Origin of the sequence: Sulfurimicrobium lacus, assembly GCF_011764585.1 — a bacterium.
Lineage (GTDB): Bacteria > Pseudomonadota > Gammaproteobacteria > Burkholderiales > Sulfuricellaceae > Sulfurimicrobium > Sulfurimicrobium lacus.
In genome coordinates this window covers 2,479,439-2,503,477 of the sequence record NZ_AP022853.1, presented here as the reverse complement: position 1 = coordinate 2,503,477, position 24,039 = coordinate 2,479,439, and the positions used below count along the sequence as shown (strand labels likewise).

At 59.8% G+C, this 24,039-nt stretch carries 13 protein-coding genes and 1 tRNA gene; 12 read left to right on the top strand and 2 right to left on the bottom strand.

The genetic code is table 11. The features are described 5' to 3' along the window. The first annotated feature begins 8 nt into the window (after nucleotides 1-8). The 3 genes from SKTS_RS12320 (at nucleotide 9) to SKTS_RS12310 (ending at nucleotide 6,074) form a co-directional block, all read left to right on the top strand. Nucleotides 9-2,207 (top strand): RelA/SpoT family protein, encoded by a 2,199-nt coding sequence (locus SKTS_RS12320; protein ID WP_173065325.1) that lies wholly within the window; start codon nucleotides 9-11, stop codon nucleotides 2,205-2,207. A 136-nt stretch (nucleotides 2,208-2,343) separates the two neighbouring features. After that, the gene (locus tag SKTS_RS12315) at nucleotides 2,344-3,636 is read left to right on the top strand and encodes an ABC transporter substrate-binding protein (RefSeq protein ID WP_173065323.1); all 1,293 of its coding nucleotides are present in this window, start codon (nucleotides 2,344-2,346) and stop codon (nucleotides 3,634-3,636) included. Beyond that, nucleotides 3,633-6,074 (top strand): putative bifunctional diguanylate cyclase/phosphodiesterase, encoded by a 2,442-nt coding sequence (locus tag SKTS_RS12310; RefSeq protein WP_173065320.1) that lies wholly within the window; start codon nucleotides 3,633-3,635, stop codon nucleotides 6,072-6,074. Before SKTS_RS12315 ends, SKTS_RS12310 begins: the two co-directional genes overlap by 4 nt. A 116-nt stretch (nucleotides 6,075-6,190) precedes the next feature. Here the strand turns inward: SKTS_RS12310 and SKTS_RS12305 are convergent. Together SKTS_RS12305 and SKTS_RS12300 are read right to left on the bottom strand one after the other, a co-directional pair. Next, nucleotides 6,191-6,266: transfer RNA gene (locus tag SKTS_RS12305), tRNA-Ala, on the bottom strand. A gap of 36 nt (nucleotides 6,267-6,302) precedes the next feature. Next, nucleotides 6,303-7,814 carry an NAD(P)H-hydrate dehydratase gene (locus SKTS_RS12300; protein WP_173065317.1) on the bottom strand — a complete coding sequence of 504 codons (1,512 nt, stop codon included), beginning with the start codon at nucleotides 7,812-7,814 and terminating at the stop codon, nucleotides 6,303-6,305. Nucleotides 7,815-7,888: 74 nt separating this feature from the next. On the opposite strand from SKTS_RS12300, the gene SKTS_RS12295 reads away from it, so the two are divergent. The 9 genes from SKTS_RS12295 to SKTS_RS12255 all read left to right on the top strand — a co-directional run bounded on the left by SKTS_RS12295 (nucleotide 7,889) and on the right by SKTS_RS12255 (nucleotide 24,032). Further along, a complete protein-coding gene (locus tag SKTS_RS12295; protein WP_173065314.1) occupies nucleotides 7,889-8,107 on the top strand; it encodes a DUF3330 domain-containing protein in 219 nt (72 codons plus the stop codon). A 111-nt stretch (nucleotides 8,108-8,218) separates the two neighbouring features. Then, entirely contained in the window at nucleotides 8,219-8,575 is a 357-nt protein-coding gene (locus SKTS_RS12290) for a tetratricopeptide repeat protein (RefSeq protein WP_173065311.1), read from the top strand. Beyond that, a complete protein-coding gene (locus tag SKTS_RS12285) occupies nucleotides 8,553-9,632 on the top strand; it encodes a HEAT repeat domain-containing protein (protein WP_173065308.1) in 1,080 nt (359 codons plus the stop codon). Before SKTS_RS12290 ends, SKTS_RS12285 begins: the two co-directional genes overlap by 23 nt. Then, nucleotides 9,625-11,187 carry a glycosyltransferase family 2 protein gene (locus tag SKTS_RS12280; RefSeq protein ID WP_173065305.1) on the top strand — a complete coding sequence of 521 codons (1,563 nt, stop codon included), beginning with the start codon at nucleotides 9,625-9,627 and terminating at the stop codon, nucleotides 11,185-11,187. Before SKTS_RS12285 ends, SKTS_RS12280 begins: the two co-directional genes overlap by 8 nt. Nucleotides 11,188-11,912: 725 nt before the next feature. Then, the gene (locus SKTS_RS12275) at nucleotides 11,913-12,803 is read left to right on the top strand and encodes a hypothetical protein (protein ID WP_173065302.1); all 891 of its coding nucleotides are present in this window, start codon (nucleotides 11,913-11,915) and stop codon (nucleotides 12,801-12,803) included. Nucleotides 12,804-12,805: 2 nt separating this feature from the next. Beyond that, a complete protein-coding gene (locus SKTS_RS12270; RefSeq protein ID WP_173065299.1) occupies nucleotides 12,806-13,837 on the top strand; it encodes an alpha/beta hydrolase family protein in 1,032 nt (343 codons plus the stop codon). A 35-nt stretch (nucleotides 13,838-13,872) separates the two neighbouring features. Continuing rightward, a complete protein-coding gene (locus SKTS_RS12265; protein ID WP_173065296.1) occupies nucleotides 13,873-14,469 on the top strand; it encodes a transposase in 597 nt (198 codons plus the stop codon). 204 nt (nucleotides 14,470-14,673) lie between these two features. Then, complete coding sequence (locus SKTS_RS12260; protein ID WP_173065293.1) at nucleotides 14,674-15,891, top strand: hypothetical protein; 1,218 nt, start codon at nucleotides 14,674-14,676, stop codon at nucleotides 15,889-15,891. A 521-nt stretch (nucleotides 15,892-16,412) separates the two neighbouring features. After that, on the top strand, nucleotides 16,413-24,032 hold the full coding sequence (locus SKTS_RS12255) for a calcium-binding protein (RefSeq protein WP_173065289.1): 7,620 nt from the start codon (nucleotides 16,413-16,415) through the stop codon (nucleotides 24,030-24,032). The last annotated feature ends 7 nt before the right edge of the window (nucleotides 24,033-24,039 follow it).

Genomic DNA, 24,039 nt, shown 5'->3' with positions numbered 1-24,039 from the left:
ATTCAAAAATGGTTAGCGTAACGAACAAACATTCCATTCCCGCGACCGGCGCGGGGCTCGAGCCATGGCTGGCGGAGATGGGCAAGCGTTTCGGCGGCGAAGAATTTGCCACGATCCGCCGCGCCGCCGAATTTGCCGCCAGCCTGTATGCGGACGGGACAGCCGTGACCGGCGCGTCTTTGCTCGAACACGCCCTTGGCACAGCTTCCATTCTCGTGACCCAGAACATGGATGCGGAAAGCGTCGCCGCAGCTGTGCTGCAGGCGAGTCTGGACGCGGGGCCGGAAATGGCCGAGAAGATCGCGGCGGCTTTCGGGCCGGGTGTGCTGAACCTTGTGGACGGCGTGGCGCGCATGGGCCTGATGCGCGAAATCGGCGAGACCGCCGCCAGCGGCAAGGACAAGAAGGACAACACGGCCCAGATCGAAGCCTTGCGCAAGATGATGCTGGCGATGGTGGAGGACATCCGCGTCGTGCTGATCAAGCTGGCGGAGCGCACCCAGAGCATGCGCGAGTTGCCCAATGCCGACGAGGCTATCCGCCGCCGCATCGCGCGCGAGACGCAGGACATCTTCGCCCCCCTGGCCAACCGCCTGGGCGTGTGGCAGATCAAGTGGGAGCTGGAAGACCTTTCGTTCCGTTTTCTCGAACCCGAGCTGTACAAGAAAATCGCCAAGCTGCTGGACGAGAAACGTCTCGACCGGGAACACTACATCAACGAGGTCATGGCGAACCTGCGCTCCGAGCTCGAAAGGAACGGCGTCCATGGCGAAGTGACCGGGCGGCCCAAGCACATCTACAGCATTTACAAGAAAATGAAGCGCAAGAAAGTGGACTTCTCCGAAGTCTACGACGTGCGCGCGGTGCGGGTGCTGGTGAAGGAGCTCAAGGACTGCTATACCGCGCTGGGCGTGGTGCACGGGCTGTGGCAGCCGATCCCGAGCGAGTTCGACGATTACATTGCCCATCCCAAGGGCAACAATTACCGCTCCCTGCATACCGCCGTGATCGGCCCGGAAGACAAGGCGCTGGAAGTGCAGATCCGCACCCACGACATGCACAACCACGCCGAACTCGGGGTGGCGGCGCACTGGCGCTACAAGGAAGGGGGCAAGCAGGATGCCCGCTTCGAGGAGAAAATCGCCTGGCTGCGCCAGATCATGGAATGGAAGGAGGACGTGCAGGACGCCGGCGAACTGATGGAACAGTTCAAGACCAGCCTGTTCGTCGAAACCATTTACGTGCTGACGCCGCAAGGGCGCGTGATCGCCTTGCCGCAGGGCGCGACGCCGGTCGATTTCGCCTACTACGTGCATACCGACCTCGGCCATCGCTGCCGCGGCGCCAAGGTAGACGGCAATATCGTGCCGCTGACCTACAAGCTGCAGAACGGCCAGCGGGTGGAGATCATCTCCGTCAAGCAAGGCGGACCGAGCCGCGACTGGCTCAGTCCGGCACAGGGTTACGTGGCGAGCACGCGCACCCGCACCAAGATCCGCCAGTGGTTCAATGCCCAGCATTTCGAGGAAAACGTGGCCGAAGGCCGTGCCGCGCTGGAGAAGGAAGTGCACCGCCTCGGCGCCGCCTTCCCCAACCTGGAAAAGCTGGCGCAGAAAACCGGCTACCCCAAGCCAGACGACCTTTTCGCCGCCATCGGGCGCAATCAGACCACGGCGCGCGAAATCATGGCCGCCGTGCTGGAAGAAAATCTGCCCAAGCCGGCGGAGCAGGAATGGCAGGTGCCTGCGCGCGCGGTTGCGCCGTCGGCGTCCGGGGTATTGGTGGTGGGCGTGGGCGACCTGATGACGGTCATGGCAAAGTGCTGCAAACCGGTGCCGCCCGACCCCATCATCGGTTTCGTGACCAAGGGACGGGGGGTGTCGGTGCACCGTCAGGATTGCCCCAACATTATCCACATGCCCGAACAGAAACAGGAACGCCTGCTGCCGGTCAGCTGGGGGACGAAAACCGCCGGCGGCTACGAGGTCGACCTGGAAGTGGAAGCCAACGACCGGCAGGGCCTGCTGCGCGACATTTCCGACCTGATGATGCGCGAGAAGGTAAACGTCACCGCAGTCAACACCCAAAGCCGCGGCGACCGGGCGCGTATGGGCTTCAGCGTCCAGGTGACGGGCAGCGAGCAGCTCGAACGAATGCTCGCACAGCTGGGTGAAATCCCGGGTGTGACCCAGGCGCGGCGAAAATGAGAAGGGTACTCGGCATAGGCCGTTGAAATTTCTGCGCTTGAGCATGGTAAGCGACTGACACGTTACCCATGAACGATGGCCCCACGGGCACTTGATATATGCAATAATTCAGCCGGGATTTCAAATACATATAACAATGAAAAAATTATTGCAGCGGGTTCCCGGTTTCGCGCTTCTCGGCTTTTTTTCCGCATTTATTTTGAGTCAGAGCCAAGAGGCATCTCAGCTGCAAATTATAGGCAGCGCGTTTGGCGCCGAAAGACCTCCCATCATTATTGCCCATGTCGCTCCCACCACGGGACGTTTCGCTTTGCATGCCGAAGCCGATCGCCGTGGCGCCGAGATGGCGATCGAGGAGTTCAACGACCGTGGCGGCGTTCTGGGGCGCGAAGTCGTTCTCGTGTCACGTAACCCCAGCCTGGATAAAAACCATGCGGTCCGGGTTGCCGAAGATCTCATCACCCAGAATAAAGTGGGATTCATGCTGGGTGCCATCGACTCCGGGGTTGCCGCGAGCATGTCCGCCGTCTGCCAGAAACATGGCGTCATCTTTATCAACACCAATTCCTCGGCGCCGTCCGAGTCTGTCGAGAACGCCCACCGCACGAAGTTCGTTTTCGATGCCAGTGCGGCCAACGTCAACCGCGCCCTCCTCAAGTACGCCTTGGCGAACCGCAAGGCCAAACGGGTCCTGCTGCTGACTGAGGATGACGCATGGGGTCGTAGCAGTGCAGCCACCTCGCGGTCATACATTGCGGAATATGGCGGCACGGTCGTCGGAGAAGTCGTCGTGCCTGAAGCACTGCCCGACCCCGCTGGAGCCCTCAGGCAGATCGCCGCCATCCCCGCCGACGTGGTGGCCATCAACATCAGCGGCGACAACCAGATCAGACTCTTTGCCCAGATCGACCCGGAGACGCTCGAAAAGCAATCGTGGGTCGTGGGCGAGGTGGATTGGGAGGAGCTCTATCCGGCACCGGGCACGCCGCGGCCGCTGTATGGCATCACCTGGGCCTGGAATCTCGACACGCCCGGAACGGCGGATTTCGTGGCGCGTTACCGGAAACGCTTTGGCCACTCCAGGCTGGATTTTCCCGGTGATGTGACGCACGCCGCCTATTTCGCGACCAAAGCGTTACTTACTTCCATTGTGCTTGCGGGCACGACGGATAACCATGCGGTGATACGGCAGCTCGAAAATTTCAAGTGGACTGCAAAAGAGCGCATGCAGCATGACGCGGCTTATATCGATCCAGTCAGCCACCACCTGCAGCAAACCATCTATATCGCCACCTGGAAGCCGCGAGTCGACCACCCCGAGCGCGGCCAGGTAATCCTGGGGCACGCATCCCCCGAGCAGGTTCGGTACGAACGGGAGCGGACGACGCGACTGGAATCTTTTGCCGACACACCGCACTACGCGCCATGAAGATGTTCCGCTGGGGTCTCATTTCGCGCATTGCGCTGCTGGTCGTCTGCGTAGAGGTGGCCGCCTTCAGTCTGCTCGGATGGTTTTACATCGACCGCTTCAGCAACGCCATTGATGAACGCACCTACTCGCACCTGCGCCTGGTGGGCAGAATGATTGCCGACGACGAATTGGCGATCAGTTCCATTTCGCACCAATCGATCATGAGCGATCTGGTAGGTGCCCCCTATCTCAACGGCATGGTCATCGGCGGCAATGGGCGAGTCATCGTGGCTACAAATTCATCTTCCCTCGGCCGCCTGGCAAGCAGCGTTTCCGACTTCGATGCCCGATGGATGGCCGATTCCGCTCCCGATCAAGAATTCATTCCGGGCAAGGACACGCTTACGGCAGTTATGCACATTCGCGGCGCCCAGGGCGGTTCGCCAATGTACACCACGGTCATCACGATCAGTACGGCCGAACTCAGCGCCATGAAGCGTTCCATTGCCCTGTGGGGGCAACTTGGTTCGCTGTTGTTTATTCTGCTCAGTTCTGCCGGTATCGTTCTCATCGCCCAACGCCTTATCACCCGGCGTGTGGATATTTCCCTCAAGGCCTTGAAGGAAGTAGAAGATGGTGCTCTCGACGTCCGAATTCCCGTGTCGTCCGAGGATGAATTGGGGCAGCTTCAGCACGGTATCAACTCGATGACCGCAAAGCTTGGTGCGCTGCTGAACCAGCATCGCCGCAACGCTGAGGAAATTCGGAAGCAGAAAGATCTGCTCGCGTCCATCATCGAGCACGCGCCAATCCGCGTGTTCTGGAAGGACCGTGAATCGCGCTTTGTCGGCTGCAACGGCCAGTTTGCGCACGATGCCGGCCTGAACGAACCTGAAGAACTGGTCGGCAAGACCGATTACGACATGAACTGGAGCGAGCAGGCCGATATCTACCGCGCCGACGACCAGGCCGTGATGGAGTCGGGCACGCCGAAGCTGGATTTCGAGGAGCCGCAGACCACCCCGGATGGCCACACCATCTGGCTGAGCACTTCGAAGGTGCCGATGCGGGGCGAAGATAATCGGATCATCGGCGTCCTAGGCATCTATACCGACATCACCAGCCGCAAGCAGGCCGAACAGCAGATACATAATCTGGCCTATTTCGATCCGCTTACCAGCCTGCCCAACCGCACACTCCTGCTGGATCGACTGAGACGGGCCATGACGACCAGCAACCGCAGCGGCAATCATGGCGCGCTGCTGTTCATCGACCTGGATAATTTCAAGACGCTCAACGATACCCTTGGTCACGATATGGGTGACTTGCTGCTGAAGCAGGTCGCGCAGCGTCTGCAGGCATGTGTCCGTGCAGAAGATACAGTGGCACGAGTGGGCGGGGACGAATTTCTGGTGATGCTGATCAATCTGGGGGCGAACGAGAGAGAGGTTGCCAGCCAGGTCGAGATCGTGGGCAGGAAAATTCTAACCGCCCTCAATCAGACCTATCAGCTCAACGATGTGGTTTTCAACAGCACGTCGAGTATCGGCGCGACCCTTTTCAGGGGCAGTCAGGCCTCGGTCGACGACTTGTTGAAGCAGGCCGATCTCGCCATGTACAAATCAAAGGAAACGGGGCGCAACACACTGCATTTCTTTAATGCGGAAATGGAGAGTGTCGTGGTGGAACGCGCTGCTCTGGAAAATGACCTGCGCGTAGCGATTAAGGAAAAACAGTTCCTGCTCCACTATCAGGCCCAGGTGGTGGATTATGGGTGCCCTACGGGAGCCGAAGTCCTGTTGCGCTGGCAGCATCCCCAGCGCGGCATGGTGTCGCCGGCGGATTTCATTCCGCTGGCTGAAGAAACCGGCTTGATTTTGCCGCTTGGTCACTGGGTGCTGCACGCTGCCTGCACTCAGCTGGCTGCATGGGCCACCCGTCCGGAGATGGCTCATCTCACGGTCGCGGTGAACGTCAGCGTCCATCAGTTCCGTCAGGCCGATTTCGTGGATCAGGTACTGACGGTGATCAAGGACACCGGCGCGCCCCCCCATCGTCTGAAGCTGGAGCTGACGGAGAGCATGCTGGTGTCGAACGTGGAAGACATCATCGAGAAGATGAATGCGTTAAAGGCCAGGGGGGTGGGCTTCTCGCTCGATGATTTCGGTACGGGCTATTCCTCGCTGTCCTATCTGAGGCGTCTGCCGCTGGATCAACTGAAAATCGATCAGTCTTTCGTGCGCGACGTACTCAGCGACCCGAACGACGCCACGATTGCCAAAACCATCGTGGCACTGGCCCAGAGTCTTGGCTTGGGGGTAATCGCAGAGGGCGTGGAAACAGCCGCGCAACTGGATTTCCTGGCCACTGTAGGCTGCCATGCCTATCAGGGCTATTTCTTCAGCCGGCCGTTGCCGCTGGAAAGCTTTGAACAGTTCGTGCAAGGCATTGCTTGATACCTATCCACGATAGGCCCGTCACCACACTTGCGGTTATGGTGAGAATGCAGCGAACGCCGCTGCATTTTTGACGGGCATAAAAAAACGCCGGTCGAAACCGGCGTTTTCATGTTTGGTGGAGGTAAGCGGGATCGAACCGCTGACCTCTTGCATGCCATGCAAGCGCTGTCCCAGCTGAGCTATACCCCCGAAACGAAGCGCATTCTATCAGGATCGGGGGTGAAGTCAAGCAACAGCATCGCCGTACACCCAGCGGTTCAATAATGTGCGCGCCATGATCGCCACTTCCGAGGTCGTCAGACCGATCGGGCCGCTGCCGTTTTTCACCAGTTCATCCGCGGCGCGGCCATGGAGATAGACCGCCAGCAGCGTGGCCTTTTCGGCGCTCAGGCGCTGCCCCAGCAATGCGGCGATCATGCCGCACAAAATGTCACCCATGCCGCCGCTGCTCAATCCGGGGTTGCCGCTGGGGTTGATGTGCCAGCTTTCGTCCGGCCATGCGCATACGGTTCCCGCCCCCTTGAGTACCAGCAGGCTGTTGAGGCGGCTGGCCAGCACTTGTGCCGATCCGATGCGGTCCTGTTGGATTTCGTGGCTGCTGCAACTCAACAGGCGGCCAGCCTCGGCCGGGTGGGGGGTGAGAATGCTAACTGCTGTGCGCTTTTTGAGCAGGCTTTGCAGTTCCGCATGGCTGCCGAGCAGGTTGAGTGCATCGGCGTCGATCACCAGTTTTATCTCGCTTTGCAGCGCCCGTTCGAGGTAGCCCAGGGCCTGTGCAGATTGCCCCAGGCCGGGGCCGATGACGAGGCAATCGAGGTCCATCTCCAGCAACTGGTCCGGCATGCGCAGCATGAGTTCGGGCTGGAGGATATCCACGCAGGGCGCGTTTTCTGCCAGCAGGCCGAGATAAACCCGGCCGGCTCCCAGCAACAGGGCGGAGCGGGCGGCCATGAACGCCGCGCCGCACATGGATTCCGCACCGCCAAGTACGCCCACGCTGCCGAGCATGCCTTTGTGGCTGTTGCGCGGGCGAGGTTTGAGATAAGAGGCGACATCGCTTGCGCCGATCAGTTGGCCCATGACCGGCGGCAGCAGCTCGGGCGGCAGGTCAAGGGTGGCCAGATGAACACGGCCGCAGTAGTCGGGGCCATAGGCAGTGAACAATCCGGGCTTGAGGCCGATGAATGTGAGCGTGTGGTCAGCGCGCACCGCCGCGCGGAAGGGCTGGCCGGTTTCGCTGTCGAGGCCGCTGGGGATATCGAGCGACAGGACTGAAATGCCCATTCGGTTGACCTGTTTCACCAGTTCCAGGTACATGCCGCCGAGATCCCGCTCCAGACCGATGCCGAACAGTCCATCCAGCACGATATCCCAATTCCCGTCAGCGGGAATGGCGGGCAATACTTCTCCGCCACAGTCCAGCCACGCCTGAAGCGCGGCCGCCGCATCCGGCGGCAATTTTGCCGGCTCGCCGGCCAACACCACGGTGACCTGAAACCAGCGCGCCTTGAGGTGGCGCGCCGCTACCAGTGCGTCTCCACCGTTATTTCCGGGGCCGGCCAGAACCAAAACCGCATGGCGGTTGCCTAATAATTGTACAGCCAGTTCTGCTGCCGCCTCGCCTGCTCGCTCCATGAGCGAGGGGAAGGGCGATAGTTCCGCAGCAGCCTGCTCGATCAGGCGGATATCGTGGCTGCGGTAAAGCGGCTGGCTGTTCGGGAAGTTGGCAACAAGCATGGGTGCGTCTCCTGTCTGTTGAGTCATAGTCTATAGCGGGCTCAAGTCAAGGGGAACACCTAAAAGGAGGTCGCATGGAGAACGTTACGCATGATGGCGCGGTTATCGCAACGTGCATTAGCGATGACGTGTGTGAAGTGGTGCAGTGCGAGGTTTGCATGACGGAAGTGCCGGCAAGCGCTTCTCATGGTTTTGAAGTAGTGGATTATGTGCATCATTTTTGCGGTCTTGAATGTCTCGGCCTGTGGCGGGAAAAACTGAAAGTCAAGGACGGTGGCATTCAAGAGCGCTAATGGATTCGCGCATGACCGCTTCTGACCGCGGAAAATAATATGCCTGTCCGGGGCGTGTTGACACACCCCGCCATGCCGGATGGATTCTGTTTGTGTTTATAATCCGTCCTCATGAAATTTATTTTTCTAACCATTCTGCTGCTGGGGGCCTCCCCTGCAGCGATTCCTGCAGCATGGAGCGCATCTTCCGCATTCGATCAGACCAGGGTGATGGTCGCGGGCGCGCGCCTGAGCGATGCGGAAGAGATGTTGCAGCAATGGCTCGCCGTCCATCCCGAGGATCAGGAAGCCCGTTTCCTGCTGGCCCGGGTGTTCGCCTGGCAGGGAAAGAGCAGCGAAGCGCTGCTGGAATATGAGCGTCTGCTAGGGAAGGACCCGGATAACGGCGAATATCTCGAAGGCAAGGCGCAGTTGCCGCTAAAACCGCAGCCGCAAGGTCGCCCGCTTGATATTTCCCCCTCTTTCTAACGCCGATCCGCTGGCGGCGGTAGCCTTCTGGGTGGGAGCGGCGTCTGTGCTGCTGACCGGTATGTTGCTGCTGTCGATTCTGCTGAGGCGTTTGCTGCAAGGGGTGAAACAGCAGTGGCGCAAACGTGTCCTCAATCGCTGGCGCCCGCTGTTGATGGCCAGCTTGTACGAGCATCCCGAATCGTTGCCGCAGCTTTCCCGCTTCGACTTGCCGGATTTTCTCGCGTTGTGGAATCACTTGCACGCCTCGCTCGGGAATGAGGCCAGGGGCAGTCTGAATCGGGTGGCAGGCGCGTTGCGCGTGCCGGCAGCGGCCAGCCTGATGTTGCGGCAAAGAAGCTTCGAACGGCGTTTGCTGGCGGTGAGGACAGCCGGGAATTTGCGTCTTGCCACTGCATGGGACGCGCTGTGCGCTTTACTGGAAAGCGATAGTGCGGGGATGTCGCTTGCCGCGGCCCAGGCTTTGGTCCGGATCGACGCGCCGCGTGCCGGCCAGCTATTAATCCCCCATCTGATCGGACGTGACGATTGGCCCGCGCAACGCGTAACGGAAATTTTGCGCGAGGCAGAAGCCGAACAGGTCACGGAACTGCTGGTTAAGGCCGTCACGGGCGCATCGCCGGAAAGGACGCCGCGGTTGATCCGCTACCTGATGGAGTTCGCCCCCGCCGAAGCGGCGCCGATCATTGCACGGCAACTCGCCAGCCCGGTCGATGACGGTCTGCTCAAGGTTTCTCTTCAAGCATTAAACGATGGCAACGAACTGGAATCGGTACGCCTGCTCTGCCGTCATGCGAACTGGCACGTGCGCGTGCATGCGGTCACCGCGCTTGGCCGGCTCGGTACGCACGACGACAACACCCTTCTGACGGGCATGCTGGGCGACAGCCAGTGGTGGGTGCGTTATCGCGCGGCGCGTGCGCTGTCGCTGCTGCCGGGAATGACCGTCGGGGAACTGCTGCGCATCAAGGACATGCAGACCGACCGTTATGCGCGGGACATGCTGCATCAGGTGATGGCGGAACTGGATTTGCAGGCGGGGTTGAAGCATGTCTGAACTGCTGCTCCGACTTGAACCTACACTCGGGCACGCGGCAGGCCCAGTTCCAGCGGACCTGGCGGAAGGTTTCGCCACGGACGGCGCGCCCCTGGTGCTGCAGCACGACCCAATACTGGCTTCACTGCCACCGCCGCCTCCGGCACCGGCCCCCGATTTCGACTGGGGGCAGGCGCTGGCGTCGCTGCAAAGTGCGCTATCGGATGCCGTGCCGCTGCTGCAATGGTTTTTTCTGCTCTATTTCATCGCTTACAACGGCAGCTACATCCTGTTCAACCTGATGTCGCTGTTCAGCCTGCTGCGCTATCGGCGCGAGCAGGAGGCGACCATGCCAAGCGACGGCGAGACGCGCGACGAGTTTCCCGTCAGCCTCATCGTGCCGGTCTTCAACCAGGCCAGCGCCGCAGTCGCAGCCGTGCGCGCCATGCAGCACCTCGATTATTCCGTGTTTGAAATCATTATCGTAAACGACGGATCGGACGACGAGACGCTGGATGTGCTGCTCCGCGAGTTTTCCTTGGCACCTTTCCCTGAAGCCTACCGCGACCGCCTGCAGACCAGACACGTCAAATCCGTTTACGCCTCGACTGAATACCCGAATATGCGCCTGGTGGACAAGGAAAAGACCGGCAGGGCGGACGCCCTCAACGCCGCGATCAACTGTGCCCGCTATCCGCTCTACTGCAGCGTGGATGTCGGGCATGTCCTGCAGCGAGACAGCCTGCGCAGGATGGCGCGGCCGTTTGCTGATGATCCGCTTGCCGTGGCTGCATGCAGTGCCATGGGGGCAGCCAATGGCGCGGTGACTAAGGACGGTTTCATCGACAGGATCGGGCTGCCGCGCAACATGCTCGCCCTGTTCCAGGTCGTCGAGCAGCTGCGCGCCTTCCTGCCCGGCCGGGCGTGGTGGTCGGATATCAACGCCATGCTCGTGCTCCCCGGCGCTTTCGCCGTATTCCGCAAGGAGACCGTGGTCGCCGCCGGCGCCTATCGCACCGATGTCGCGGACGCCGAGATGGAACTGCTGGTGCGCCTGCATCGCCTGTCGCGAAAGGCGAAAGCGCCTTATCGCATCACCTTGGTGCCCGACACAGTGTGCTGGGCGCCCGTGCCGGAAAAGATGCACACGCAAAAAATCCGGCAAATCCTGCGCCAGCGCGCCCTGCATGAGAGTCTGAAACTGAATCTCCGTCTGCTGTTCAGCCGCACAGGTGGCGCGGCGGGCGCGCTGGCGTTTCCCTTCTTGCTGCTGTTCGAGTGGCTGGGGCCCTTGATCGAGCTGCTGGGCTATGTCGCGATGACCGCGCTGTGGCTCTTCGGCGCGATCTCGCTGGAGTCGTTCTGGACCTTCATGCTGCTCGCCATCGGGCTGGGCATGCTGCTTTCCGTGAGTGGTGTGATGCTGGACGAAATGTCGTCGCGTACTTATCCGAGGCTCGGTAGCGTTCTCAAGTTGTTCGCCGCCGCGCTGCTGGAGAATTTCGGCTATCGCCAGTTGACCGCATTCTGGCGCGTGGCCGGTTTGCTGCGATCGAGGTCAGGTAGCGCAATCTGAATCTGGATTCCGATCTTTCCGGAAGTGATTCCTCTCAATATGTGCCTGATGCGGTTCCGCTAAGTTATCTCCGTCTTGTTGCCGGTCAAACAAACGTAAAACATCATCTCGAACATTCGTTCGATGCTATATGCATGAATAGTGGATTCCCTGATAGGAAACGCTAATCCTCCTTGATACATTGCCAAGCAATAACGGGATAAAGCGGTCCTGATGTCATGCAAATGAATATCGCGACAGAGACGGAAGCGCGCATGCCGCGTCTGGCAACGGCAAAGATTGGGCGAATGGCATTGCCATGAATGGTTCAAAGCGGGAAAGGGCACCGTGAAAATCACAAATGCGAAAAATAGGCTGATGCATTCGATGGAGTTGACTAAGTGGGCTGACGTGGACATGTGGCGCAAATCTTCTTGGTTTATGCGTGCAACGTAGGCTGAAACCCATAACGGGCATTAAAAATATGTCAATGGAGTCTGACTGAATTGATTGGAAAGGATTGTTCGATGATTAGAGAAAACCGTGGTCTGCCCTCTGTTGTTCTGCTGATATGCCAAGGCGGCGCCGACATACTATACGGTGGCGCAGGCAACGACGAACTCTGGGGCGACACCACCACCTACAGTGCCCCCCGACGCCCTCGACCTCGCGATCAGCGTCGCCAAGGAAGCTGACAAGGCACCATCACTCTCCGCCATGAACAAGGCATCCTGGAAGGAAGCCGCATGAATGCCCGGCACAGGCTGACACGCGCCGTTGCACTCTCGCTGTTGCTTGCGGTCTTCCCGCTAAGCGCCTGCCACTCCATCCCGACGCAGCAGCAACGGGACGGGCGGGAACTCGCCTTTGCCAGGGCCAAGGCAGGTGAAGCGCTGTTCGAGGAAAAGTGCCGCACGGTTGTCGGAGAAAAGATCTACCGCACGGTGCCAGACGTGGACGGCGTGCTGCTGATGAAGCTGAGGCCGCAGGCGAGCGAGAACGAATGGGCCGACCCGATGTGGCCGGGGGCGGCGTTTGCGTTGGAATCCACCGGTGACGAGTACATCAACACGTTTCTTGGCTATGAGCATTCCAGTTCTGCGGTGGGCAAGCATGTCACGAAGGAATATCGGGGTTACATAGGTACCGGTTTCCAGCCCGATAATCCTGACAATCTCCCCGGCTATCGCTACGTGGATGTAATCGACCCCAAGGATGGGTTGCGCTATCGCTACACCGGTTCGCAAAAGGCCGTGAGGAAGAAAGACACGGGCGCGCCTGATGTTCAACGCGAGATGAGGAATAACCCCAACTACGACCTGAACGTCTATTCCTGGGTTCTCGACGAAACCCTTACTCAATCTCCCGCCCCGCGCTACGCGGTGACTTTCGAGGACCACGTCATCCCCGAGGAAAGGGAAGTGGGCGTCGCCAGCAGCACGGTGAAGGTGATTGATACCCGGACCGGCGAAGTGCTGGGCGAGATGCTGCGCTATGCCTGGACGCACAGAGGAGCGGGGCCGAAAGGACGCGCTGCCTGGTTGTCTGCCTACAAGTGTCCTGGCCACGCCGTTGGTGCTGATGCAGCCACCAGGAAATTCGTTGATCAAATTTTGATACCCAAGAAGGAGAAATAGACATGACTACCCCGTCTATCGCCGAATACCTGAAATACGCTGAACTTCAAATGGCTGCAGAGGCTCTTTATGGTTTTGATGCCACAAAACCTAACGCCAACCTCACGCCGGGAGATAAGTTCAATCAAACTCTCACACCAGCCATCCTCACCACCGGCAACCGCCACGCGAGCAAATTCACCGCTGCTGAAGCCGCCGACTTTGCCAGCAAATGGGTAGTCGTCGAACACGAATCCAACACCACCACCGGCTTCAGCGGAACGCTGTTCAAGAACAAAGACACCAATGAACTCGTTCTCAGCATCCGCTCGACGGAATTCATCGACGACGCGGCGCGAGACAACGAAGCGACGAACAAGCTGGAGATCGCCGGGACAGGCTGGGCGTTCGGGCAGCTCGACGACATGAAGCGGTGGTACGACACACTCAAGAGCTCAGGCAAGATCAGCGGCCCGCTGACGGTGACGGGCTACAGTCTTGGCGGGCATCTGACCACTGCGCTGGATATGATGTACAACAGCGACATCAGCCGTGTGATCAACTTCAACGGCGCGGGTGTCGGAATTATTGGCGATGGCAGCCTGTCGACGACGGTGCAAAGCCTGCCCAGCATGCTCGACCGCTTCCATGGCCTGAGAGACGATGCGCGGAGCGTGCTGCAAAGCGCCGCCGGTCGCAGCGCCTACGACGCCGTCAAGGCCGCGCTAACCACGAAGGGCGGGGTTCCCGACAGCTCGCTCTACAGTTTTGTGGAAGGCATGAAACCGGTCAGTCCGGCGGATACCATGAACGCCGACACTCAGGCCGACTACACCCTGTTGCACGACGCCCTCGACCGCGCGATCAGCGTCGCCAAGGAAGGCGACAGGGCGCCATCGCTCTCCGCTGGCCTGACGGAAGAAGGGGCCCCCGCCAACCCCGCGAGAATTCCCCACCAGGACATCGCCGCCGAACAGCTCGACTATCAGATGGCCGCGCTCGCCACCTCGGCGGAATACCACACCAAGCCGCTGAGCCTGCTCAGGAGCAACTAAAGGGGTCAGCTTCGATATCTTTTTGAGGAACAGCCATGCCTCGTCGCCCACGCATTAAATTAGCCGGAATGCCGCAGCATATTGTCCAGCGCGGAATCAATCGAGAGCCCTGCTTTTTCGCCGAGGAGGACTACCACAGTTATCTCCACTGGCTGGAAAGAGCGGCTGTCGATTGGCACTGTGTTGTCCACGCCTATGTCCTCATGACCAACCACGTCCACCTGCTGGTTTCACCAGAAACCGAGACAGGCACAGCCAAACTCATGCAAGCCATCGGGCGGCGCTACGTGCAATACATCAACCGCAGCTACCGCCGCACCGGAAGCCTATGGGAAGGGCGCTACAAATCCAGCGTGATCCAGGCCGAAACCTATCTGCTCACCTGCATGCGCTACATCGAACTTAATCCCGTCCGCGCCGGGATGGTTCAAGACCCCGGCCAATATCGCTGGAGCAGCTACCGACATAACGGGCTCGGACAGGCACAGGGGCAGCCGCTGGGTCATGGCCGTTTCAGCGACAAAATCTGTGCGGAAGCGGGGATCCGGCGTACCCAGAAGCGGCCAGGAAGACCTGCAGGTAAAACGGATCAATCCAGAGATACAGAAACACAACCTGATTTCGGATTTTGAACAGGAGAGAATGAATATGGTGTTCAAGAGAAAAAATAAAGCGAAGCTGACCCCTTTAGTTTTGCTTTAGTTTTGCTAGCGACAAGATATGTGCGGCAGCGGGGGTCAGGCGGATGCAGAAGCGGCCAGGAAGACCTGCAGGTAAAACGGATCAATCCAGAGATACGGAAACACAAACCGATTTCGGATTCTGAACAGGAGAGAATGAATATGGTGTTCAAGAGAAAAAATAAAGCGAAGCTGGCCCCTTTAGTTCGGGTGCCCGCCTGGCGTAAGTTGCTGATGGCAGTCGCGCTCCTGGCGGCCGGCTGCTCGGCGGGAACGGGAAGTGGCGGCTACCGTGAGGCAGGCCAGATTGTATCCATGCCGCCCAAGCCGGATAAGGTAGATCCCAGGGCGCTGGCCGCCACATGCTCTTACACCGGGCTATATGGCGTAGCGCTGGAGAGTTGCGTGCGCCTCCTAGCGGCCAAGCTGCCGCCGTTCGATCCAACGAAACCCGATCACTTCGGAGAACTCTACAGCCCGCAAAAATACTACGAGTGCAAGCTTAAAAATCCATCCAATTTGGGCTGCGAAGAATTCGCGCTGCGACGCCCCGAAAACCCAGAATACTGGCCTTACCCCGGGGTTCCCAAGCCCAAGTGGCCGGAAGCGCCGAAGAAAAGCGTCTACCGCGCGGGAATGGATGGTAAGGAATACTTCGATGCGCTGTGCAAGGCCGAGGCGGGGGAATTCATCTACCGGACGGTGGAAAACGTGGAGGGGATCCATGTAATTCGGCCGCGTGCAAGGCAGGAAGGCGACAAGGGCATGGATGACCGGTACGTGATCGAGGATCCATATGCGAACGCATATAGCGACATTGCGACTGAGCCGGAGTTCTATTTCGTCGGCCCCAAGCGAGATATCCCGATCTGGAGCAATTCGGCAAAGATAGACATCGCCAAGATCGGGCGGTACCGATATATCGAAAGCGCGGCGATTGCTTCGCCGCCACTGACCGTGCAGCAAAGTTTTTACGACTGGTCTTATGCGACACCCATGCCGGAAGGCTCCATCGTTGCACGTTACTACGGATATGACACGAAGGAGCGAGAGACCATGAAGAAGGAATACGCGGACAAAGCGATGTCGCGATACGGCTACACCTGGCGCGGAATCTCCCGTCCGCATGACCGGGAGCTGGGGGTCGCGGGCAGCGAGCTTGCCGCAGTGGACTTGACGACGGGGGAAATCCTCGGGATTCGTCGGGGATTCAGGTTTTCTGCCACCCGGGACAACCGCCGCGTCAACTGGCTACGCGGTTCCGTATGTCCGAACCATGCCCCAATTGATCCCGGTCCCATCAATGGGGGCTTCATCCTCAAAGTCCTGAAGCCCTCTCAAACCATTTTCGAACAGAAGGAAATGAACAAATGAATATGATCAAAGCGTTGTATCAGCAAGTCTTGCAACAGATGGCATCGGAAAGTTATTTAGAGAGGGCGAGGCCCGTTGGAACCCTGGTTCAGTTAGGCAACAACTATGAAGACCTCGACCCCGAGATGACCGGCCTAATCCGCATGACGGCGGTGCAGGCCGACTACTTCACCAAGAACTATGAAGTTGTCAGCCAATACACCAACGACGCCTCCGGCTTCTCTGCCACGCTGACACGTCGCAAGACCGACGACCCCGACACGGGCGCGAAGGCGGGCGACTACACGCTCGCCTTTCGCAGCACCGAATTCAAGTCGCAGGCCAAGGGCGGCGACTGGGATAGGGACGGGTCGGGTAGCGCGGACGGCGAAATACTGACCTACGGCTACGCCTTCGGCCAGATAGGCCGGATGGAAGAATATTTCGAACACCTTAAGCTCGGCCAAAGCTGGAACGGAAGTGGCTGGGTAGCCGACCCCAAGCTCGACGACATCAAGGCGCAGTTGGCCGGCGGCATTCCCGTGCTTAACCTCGTCGGTTACAGCCTATCCGGCAACCTCGGCACTGTCTTTACCGAACTGCACCCTGAGAGCGTCAAGGCAGCAACGCTTTTTAACGCCGCAGGGATAGGCAGCCAGGAAGAGGCTCTTTCCGACATGATCGCCTACTACCGTGCCGTGCTTGCTAATCCCAATGTCTCCGAATACCACCCAGGAGTTATCAGCCCCGACTACTTCACCATGCAAGATGCAATCGCCGCCGGCGCTCCTGACATGAACGGTGCCAACGGCAACTCCCTCTACACGACGGACCGGCACAAGTGGGCTCTCAGATCCGTAGTCGAAAAATTTCACCCCACATTCGCCCCGTTGTCCGATGCCAACCGTACCGGTCTATCCGGCATAGCTGACAGCAAGATCACCCAGTATTACGGCCACGGTACCCACGGCGACACCGAATATGTTGCCAATTCAGGCATCCACAAACGCGCCACCTCGATCTTCATCGAAGACCAGCCGGACGTTAGCGGTTTCGGGGGGCTGAGTGCCCTGCAATGGCTGGAAACCATATTCCGGACGGCGGAAGGTGATTTCGGTACCACGCACAGCATTACCCTTATTGCCGATTCGCTTGCGGTGATGAGCGCATTCGCCACACTCGATTCCAGAGCCGACCTTGCGAACCTCGGAAACGTACTTGCAGCATCATCTAACCAACGGGCGTCCGGCATGGTTGGAACCGACGGTCTACCTGAAAAGGACTCATTGGAGAATGCACTCGATGCGTTGCGTAAATTGTTCCTCAACGTCAACGACAAAACCAACCCTAGTGGGAAACCCAACGGCTTCGGCGATATTGATGCCCGCAACATCTTCTACAACAACCTCGACACCCTCGAAAAGAGCCCGCTTTTCCAACAAAGTGCCGGGCTGCTCACCATCACCACCCTCGCAAGCAAAACTGCCTCCGACCTCGCAGCACAAGCCCAAACGAGCTTGGCCTACCGCTACGCCCTCGCAAACCTCAACCCCTTCGTCCTCACCGGCGACGACGGCCTCTATGCCCAGCACAACGCCCACGGCGAACTCGACCTGTACGACCCTGCCACTGGGAGCGGCACCCTCACCGACCTCTACCTCCAGGACCGAGCCGCCTTCCTGACCTGGGCCAACCAAGCCAACATCCAGGACAAAACCAAGCTCACCGGCCCCAACGGCCCGGACAACTGGCAATTCACCGACGTCCCCAGGAACTACACCCTCGACGTTGTCGGCTGGGTACTGGGGCAAGAAAGCCAGAACCCCTACCGCAAAGTCATCTTCGACGGCGCCAGCGCCGGCTGGGTCGAAGGCGGCACCGAAGGCGACCACCTCTACGGCGGCGGAGGAGACGACATCATCAAAGGCAATGGCGGCAACGACTACCTCGAAGGGGGGCAGGGTTTTGACGAACTGCAAGGCGGCGCGGGCAACGACATCCTGCTCGGCGGCGCCGACGCCGACTTTCTCACCGGCGGCACCGGCAACGACCGCCTCGAAGGCGGCGCAGGCGCCGACACCTACATATTCAACAGCAGCGACGGCCAAGGCAACGACATCCTCCTCGACGCCGACGGCCTCGGCAAGATCCAGCTCGACGGCCAGACGCTCACCGGCGGTGACAGCAAAGCCCCGAATGTTTGGCAAAAGGACGGTGTCACCTACACCTACATCCCCGGCACAACGGCAGACAACGGCACCCTCGTCATCACCAGCAGCGCCGGCAACCTCACCCTCCAGAACTACACCAAAGGCCAACTCGGCCTCACCCTGCCGGAAGCGGCGCCATCCCATCCTACCGCCGTCACGCTCACCATTGTCGGCGACCTCAAGCCCGCGGACACCGATGCTGGCACCGGCGGCATCCAGTCGGGCCAGGACGCACTGGGCAACGTTGTTGTTGCCGCCGATGCCGCAGCCAACCGCGAAGACACCCTCTACGACAGCGGTGGCAGCGACAGCCTCCAAGGCAAAGGCGGCAATGACCTCCTCATCGCCTTCCGTGGCGGTGCCGACACGCTGGAAGGCGGAGACGGCAACGACTTCGCCTCCGGCGGCACCGGCAACGACTGGATCGACGGCGGGATCGGCGACGACGCTCTTGCCGGCGGCACCGGCGAGGACATCATCCAGGGCGGGGCCGGCAACGACATCATGTTCGGTGCGCAGGTCGGCTACGTCCGGACGGACCCCGTCACCGGGCCGGTCGACGAGGTTCGTGCGCAGGGCACGGGCTGGCAGGTATACCGGCAAAACGGCTGGATGATCTACGCCGGCCTGGGGTACAGCGCCGACCCGGCCGACGGCAACGACATTCTCGACGGCGGCGCGGAGCACGACATTATCTGGGGTGGCTGGGGCAACGACGTCATTGACGGCGGCGAAGGCAACGATTCCCTCTATGCCGGGGCCGGCAACGACGTGGTCCGCGGCCAGGACGGCGTGGACGTGCTCTACGGCGACATGGACGACCTTGAGTCGTCCCATACCCCTGACGCCGAGAACGGCAACGACATCCTCGATGGCGGCGCGGGCGACGACTGGCTGTTCGGCGAAGGCGGAACCGACCAGCTCTTCGGCGGAGACGGCAACGACCACCTCGAAGGCGACAGTGACCAGGTCGCCGCTGCCTGGCACGGCGACGACTACCTCGACGGCGCTGCGGGCAACGACTTATTGAATGGCGGTATGGGTAACGACGTTCTCCTGGGCGGAACAGGCGACGACCAGCTGGTTGGCGATTCGCTGGTGACGCCGAATGCCGGCTTCGGCAACGACACGCTCGACGGCGAGGACGGCAACGACATCTTGTTCGGACAGGGCGGCGACGACCAGCTCTTCGGCGGGGCCGGCAACGACCAGCTGGTCGGCGATGGCGCCGGACTCGACCCCCGATATGACGGTGCAGACACGCTGGACGGCGGCGACGGGGACGACAACCTGTGGGGCAACGGCGGCAACGACACCCTGCTGGGCGGTTCAGGCACCGACTACCTCGATGGCGGAGAAGGCGACGACACCCTGGATGGCGGGGCGGGCATTGACAACTTTGCCGGCGGCGCCGGCGATGACACCTATCTCAATCTTCAAAGCGGCGAAACGGTCTACGACCTGGAAGGCAACAACACTCTCCTGTTTAGCCAAGCGCTGGACCCCAACCAGGACAGCCTGAGTCTTAACCTGGACGGGACAGGCCTCATCGCCAGTCTGGGGAGCGAACTCAATCTCAGCATCAACAACGCCTTCTTTGGCACCAACGCCACCCTGCGATTTGGCGATGGCCAGACCGTCGATCTCGAAACCTGGGCGGGCACGAGCCTGGTCACCCCTGTGGCGCTGCAACTGGGCAATGAAGGCGGGCGGGTGTATGGCGGGGCGGGGGCGGATCGGCTGTATGGCGGCGCAGGCAACGACACCCTGACCGGGCACAAAGGCAATGACACCTTGCAAGGCGGGGCGGGTTCGGACGTTTATCTATTTGCAGCGGGCGATGGAAATGACACGATCATCGAGACCAGCGGAAATGCCGACGTATTGCGGTTCACGGAAGGCATTGCGCCAGGCGAGATGAAAGTGACCCGGGTCGGCGTTGAAGACAGCCTGCTGCTGGAACGGCTGAATGCGAATGGTTATCTGACCGGAGACAGTGTTTACCTGAAAAGTTATTTCCAGTCGGCGGATGACAGCGCGCGGGTAGACCGTATCGAATTTGCCGACGGCACAGTCTGGACGTATGCGGATATCCAGACGCGGTTGCTCGTCGTTACGGAGAAGGGCGACTATCTGAATGGCTATGCCGGGGCAGACGTGATCGACGGCCTGGGTGGAAACGATTCGATCGGTGGCATGGCTGGTGACGATGTCTTGCAGGGTGGGGATGGGGATGATGACGTGCATGGCGGCTTAGGCAACGACATCCTATCGGGCGGGGCGGGCAATGACCGGCTGTTGGGTTACGAGGTTGATTCATGGGCTGCAATTAACGATCAGGGAAGCGATGTGCTTTACGGCGGCACGGGGAATGATCGTATGTTTGGCGGACAGGGAAATGACATTTATCTGTTTGGCCGCGGGGATGGTTTTGACTCTCTTGGAGAAACTTCGAATGCCAGTGGTCCCAGCACGGATGTCCTGCGGCTGGGTGCTGGTGTGCTGCCCGAGGATGTCACTTTGTATCGCTTGAATGCAGATGGTATGGGTGGCGAAGATTTGATGGTGGTGATCGATGGTTCCAACACGCAAATCGTGTTGACCGAGTATTTTCGTGCCGGGGAAGATTCGATAGAGCGCATTGAGTTTGACGGCGGGGCTGGGGCGGTATGGACTGCGGCGGATATCAGCGCGCGCGTTCAAGTTGGTACGCAGAACAGCATGGCAGGTACCTCGGCGGATGACACGTTTATCGTCGATCACGAGCTAGACACGATTAGCGAATCTGCCGATGCAGGGATTGATACGGTTCTTGCTTCGAGAACATTCGCCCTGCCCAATGACGTCGAAAATCTTACGCTTACAGGAGTGCTCAATATCAATGCCACGGGCAACGCACTCGATAACGTGATCAGCGGCAACACGGGCGACAACGTTCTTGCCGGTGGCGCGGGGAAAGATACGCTGTCGGGCGGCATGGGGAACGACACCTATTACGTCGACCGGAATGATTCCGACATCGTGGTCGAGGCGGCCAACGGCGGTATCGATACGATCGTGACCAGCTTTGGCTATATCTTGCCGGATAACGTCGAGAACCTGTCCTGTAGCGGAAATTATTATCACACCCCCAGTTACTGGTTTGGCAACGACCTGGACAACGTGATCACCGGCGGGGGCAACACGCACGACGATATCTTCATCGGCGGCAAGGGGGCCGATACCATGATTTCGTCCAGCGGCACCTTCTACGTGGACAACCCCGGCGACAAGGTGGTGTCAGGATCCGCGTACATCATGAGCGAGATCGACTGGACGCTGTCCGAAGGGCAGAATTATCTTCATTTGCTGAACGGTGTCGGGCTTCCGTCGGCTAGCTGGGCCAGGGTCGGTACCGGCAGTTCTTGGGGCGACACGCTGATCGGGAACGACGGCGACAATACCCTTTATGGCCTGAACGGCAACGACACCCTGGACGGTGGCGCGGGCAACGATCTACTTGTTGGTGGCGCGGGCAGCGATACCTACCTGTTCGGCAAGGGCGCCGGCCAGGATGTTATCGACAACAGCGATACCTCGTTGGGCAAGGCCGATGTCGTGCAACTCGGCGCCGGCATCGCTCCATCCGGTATCAAGCTCAGCAGTTCGGGCTCCAACCTGGTGCTGACGATCCGCGGCACCAGCGATACGCTGACTATCCTGAATTACCTGGACAACGTCGGAACGCCCGGCTCCCCGGTCGAGCAGATCAAGTTCGCCGACGGCGGTGTCTGGGATGTGGCGGCGGTGATGGCCAAACTGGCGGAGCCCAATCATGCCCCGGTACTCTCGATTTCATTGCCGGACCAGAGCGTGGCGCAAGGCGTGGCTTTTAGCTACACGGTTCCGCCAGACTTATTAACCGATGCCGAGGACGATACGCTCACTTACAGCGCCATGCTCGCCGACGGTAGTGCTTTGCCGTCCTGGCTCGTGTTCAATCAGGATACCCTTGAGTTCAGCGGCGCCCCGACAGATACAGGCACCGTCAGTGTCCTCGTGATGGCCACGGATACAGGCAACCTGAGTTCCTCGGACGTATTCGACATCGTGGTGAATACCGGAACGTCCTCGGCCGATGCGCTCAACGGCGGAGCAGGGGACGACATCCTCAACGGCTTGGGCGGGAACGATACGCTCACTGGACAGGCAGGGAACGACAGGCTGGACGGCGGTTCGGGCGCGGATATGATGTACGGCGAAACCGGCAACGACGTTTATGTGGTGGACGACAGCGGCGACACGATTATGGAAAGTCTCGATGCAGGCGTGGATTCCGTGGAGAGTTCCATTACCTGGACACTGGGCGACAACCTGGAGTACCTGACACTCACCGGCAACAGCGCGATAAACGGCACTGGCAACGTGCTGGACAACGCGCTCATCGGCAACAGCGCGGCCAACACGCTGACAGGCGGCGCCGGTTACGACTGGCTCGACGGTGGTTTGGGCGCAGACACGATGAAAGGCGGAACCGATGGCGACTCTTATATGGTGGACAACACGGGCGACAAGGTCATCGAGAACGCCGGCGAGGGCTGGGATACCGTGAACAGTTCGGTTACCTACACCCTTAGCGCCAATGTCGAAGTTCTGACTCTGTTCGGTTCCGCCGAGATCAACGCTACAGGAAACGGTCTGGGAAACGAACTCTATGGAAACAATGCCGCGAACATCCTGGATGGGGGCGTTGGGGCCGACTACATGGAAGGCAGTGGTGGAAACGACACTTTCATCGTGGACAATAGCCAGGATGTTGTGGATGAAGTTGAGAACGATGGCGTGGATTTGGTCAAGGCGTCGGTTAGCTTCGTCCTCGGGGATAACGTCGAAAATCTGACCTTGACGGGCACCACCGCCATCAACGGCACCGGCAATGCGCTCGACAACGTGCTCACCGGCAACGGCGCAATCAACACGCTGACCGGCGGTGCGGGCAATGATCGTCTCGACGGCAAGGCGGGCGCAGACAAGATGTTGGGCGGCACAGGCAACGACACCTACGTCGTCGATATCGCCACCGATGCCATCACCGAGAATGCCAGCGAAGGCTTCGACACCGTCGAGTCCAGCGTCACGCTGACGTTGGCCAACAACGTCGAGAACCTCCTGTTGACTGGCACTTCCGCCATCAACGGCACAGGCAACGCGCTCGACAACATTCTCACCGGAAACAGTGCCGTGAACACGCTGACGGGCGGTGCGGGCAATGACCGTCTCGATGGCAAGGGCGGCGCCGACAAGATGCTGGGCGGAACGGGTGACGACACCTATGTCGTCGATATCGCCACCGATGTCATCACCGAGAATGCCGGCGCAGGCACCGACACCGTCGAGACCGGCATCACCTACACACTCGGCACCAACGTTGAAAATCTCCTTCTGACCGGCACCTCTGCCGTCAACGGCACCGGCAACACCCTCAACAACGTGCTCAAGGGCAACAGCGCGGTCAACAGCCTGAGCGGTGCCGCAGGTAACGACACCCTTGAGGGCATGGGCGGGGCCGATACCTTGACCGGCGGCACTGGCAACGACACCTACATCATGGGGCGCGGTTACGGGCTGGATACCGTAGTCGAGAACGACGCCACGGCAGGCAACACTGACATCGCGCAGTTCCTGTCCGGTATCGCCGCCGACCAGATCTGGTTCCAGCACGTCAGCAACAATCTGGAGGTGAGCGTCATCGGCACTGGCGACAAGCTGGTGATCAAGGACTGGTATCTCGGTACTGCCAAACATGTCGAGCAGTTCAAGACCACGGACGGTGCCAGGATGCTCATCGACAGCAACGTACAAAACCTGGTCAACGCCATGGCTTCCTTCGCGCCGCCGGCTGCCGGGCAGACGACCTTGCCTGCAAACTACCAGACCAGTCTAGCGCCAGTAATTTCGGCGAATTGGCAGTGATCAACTC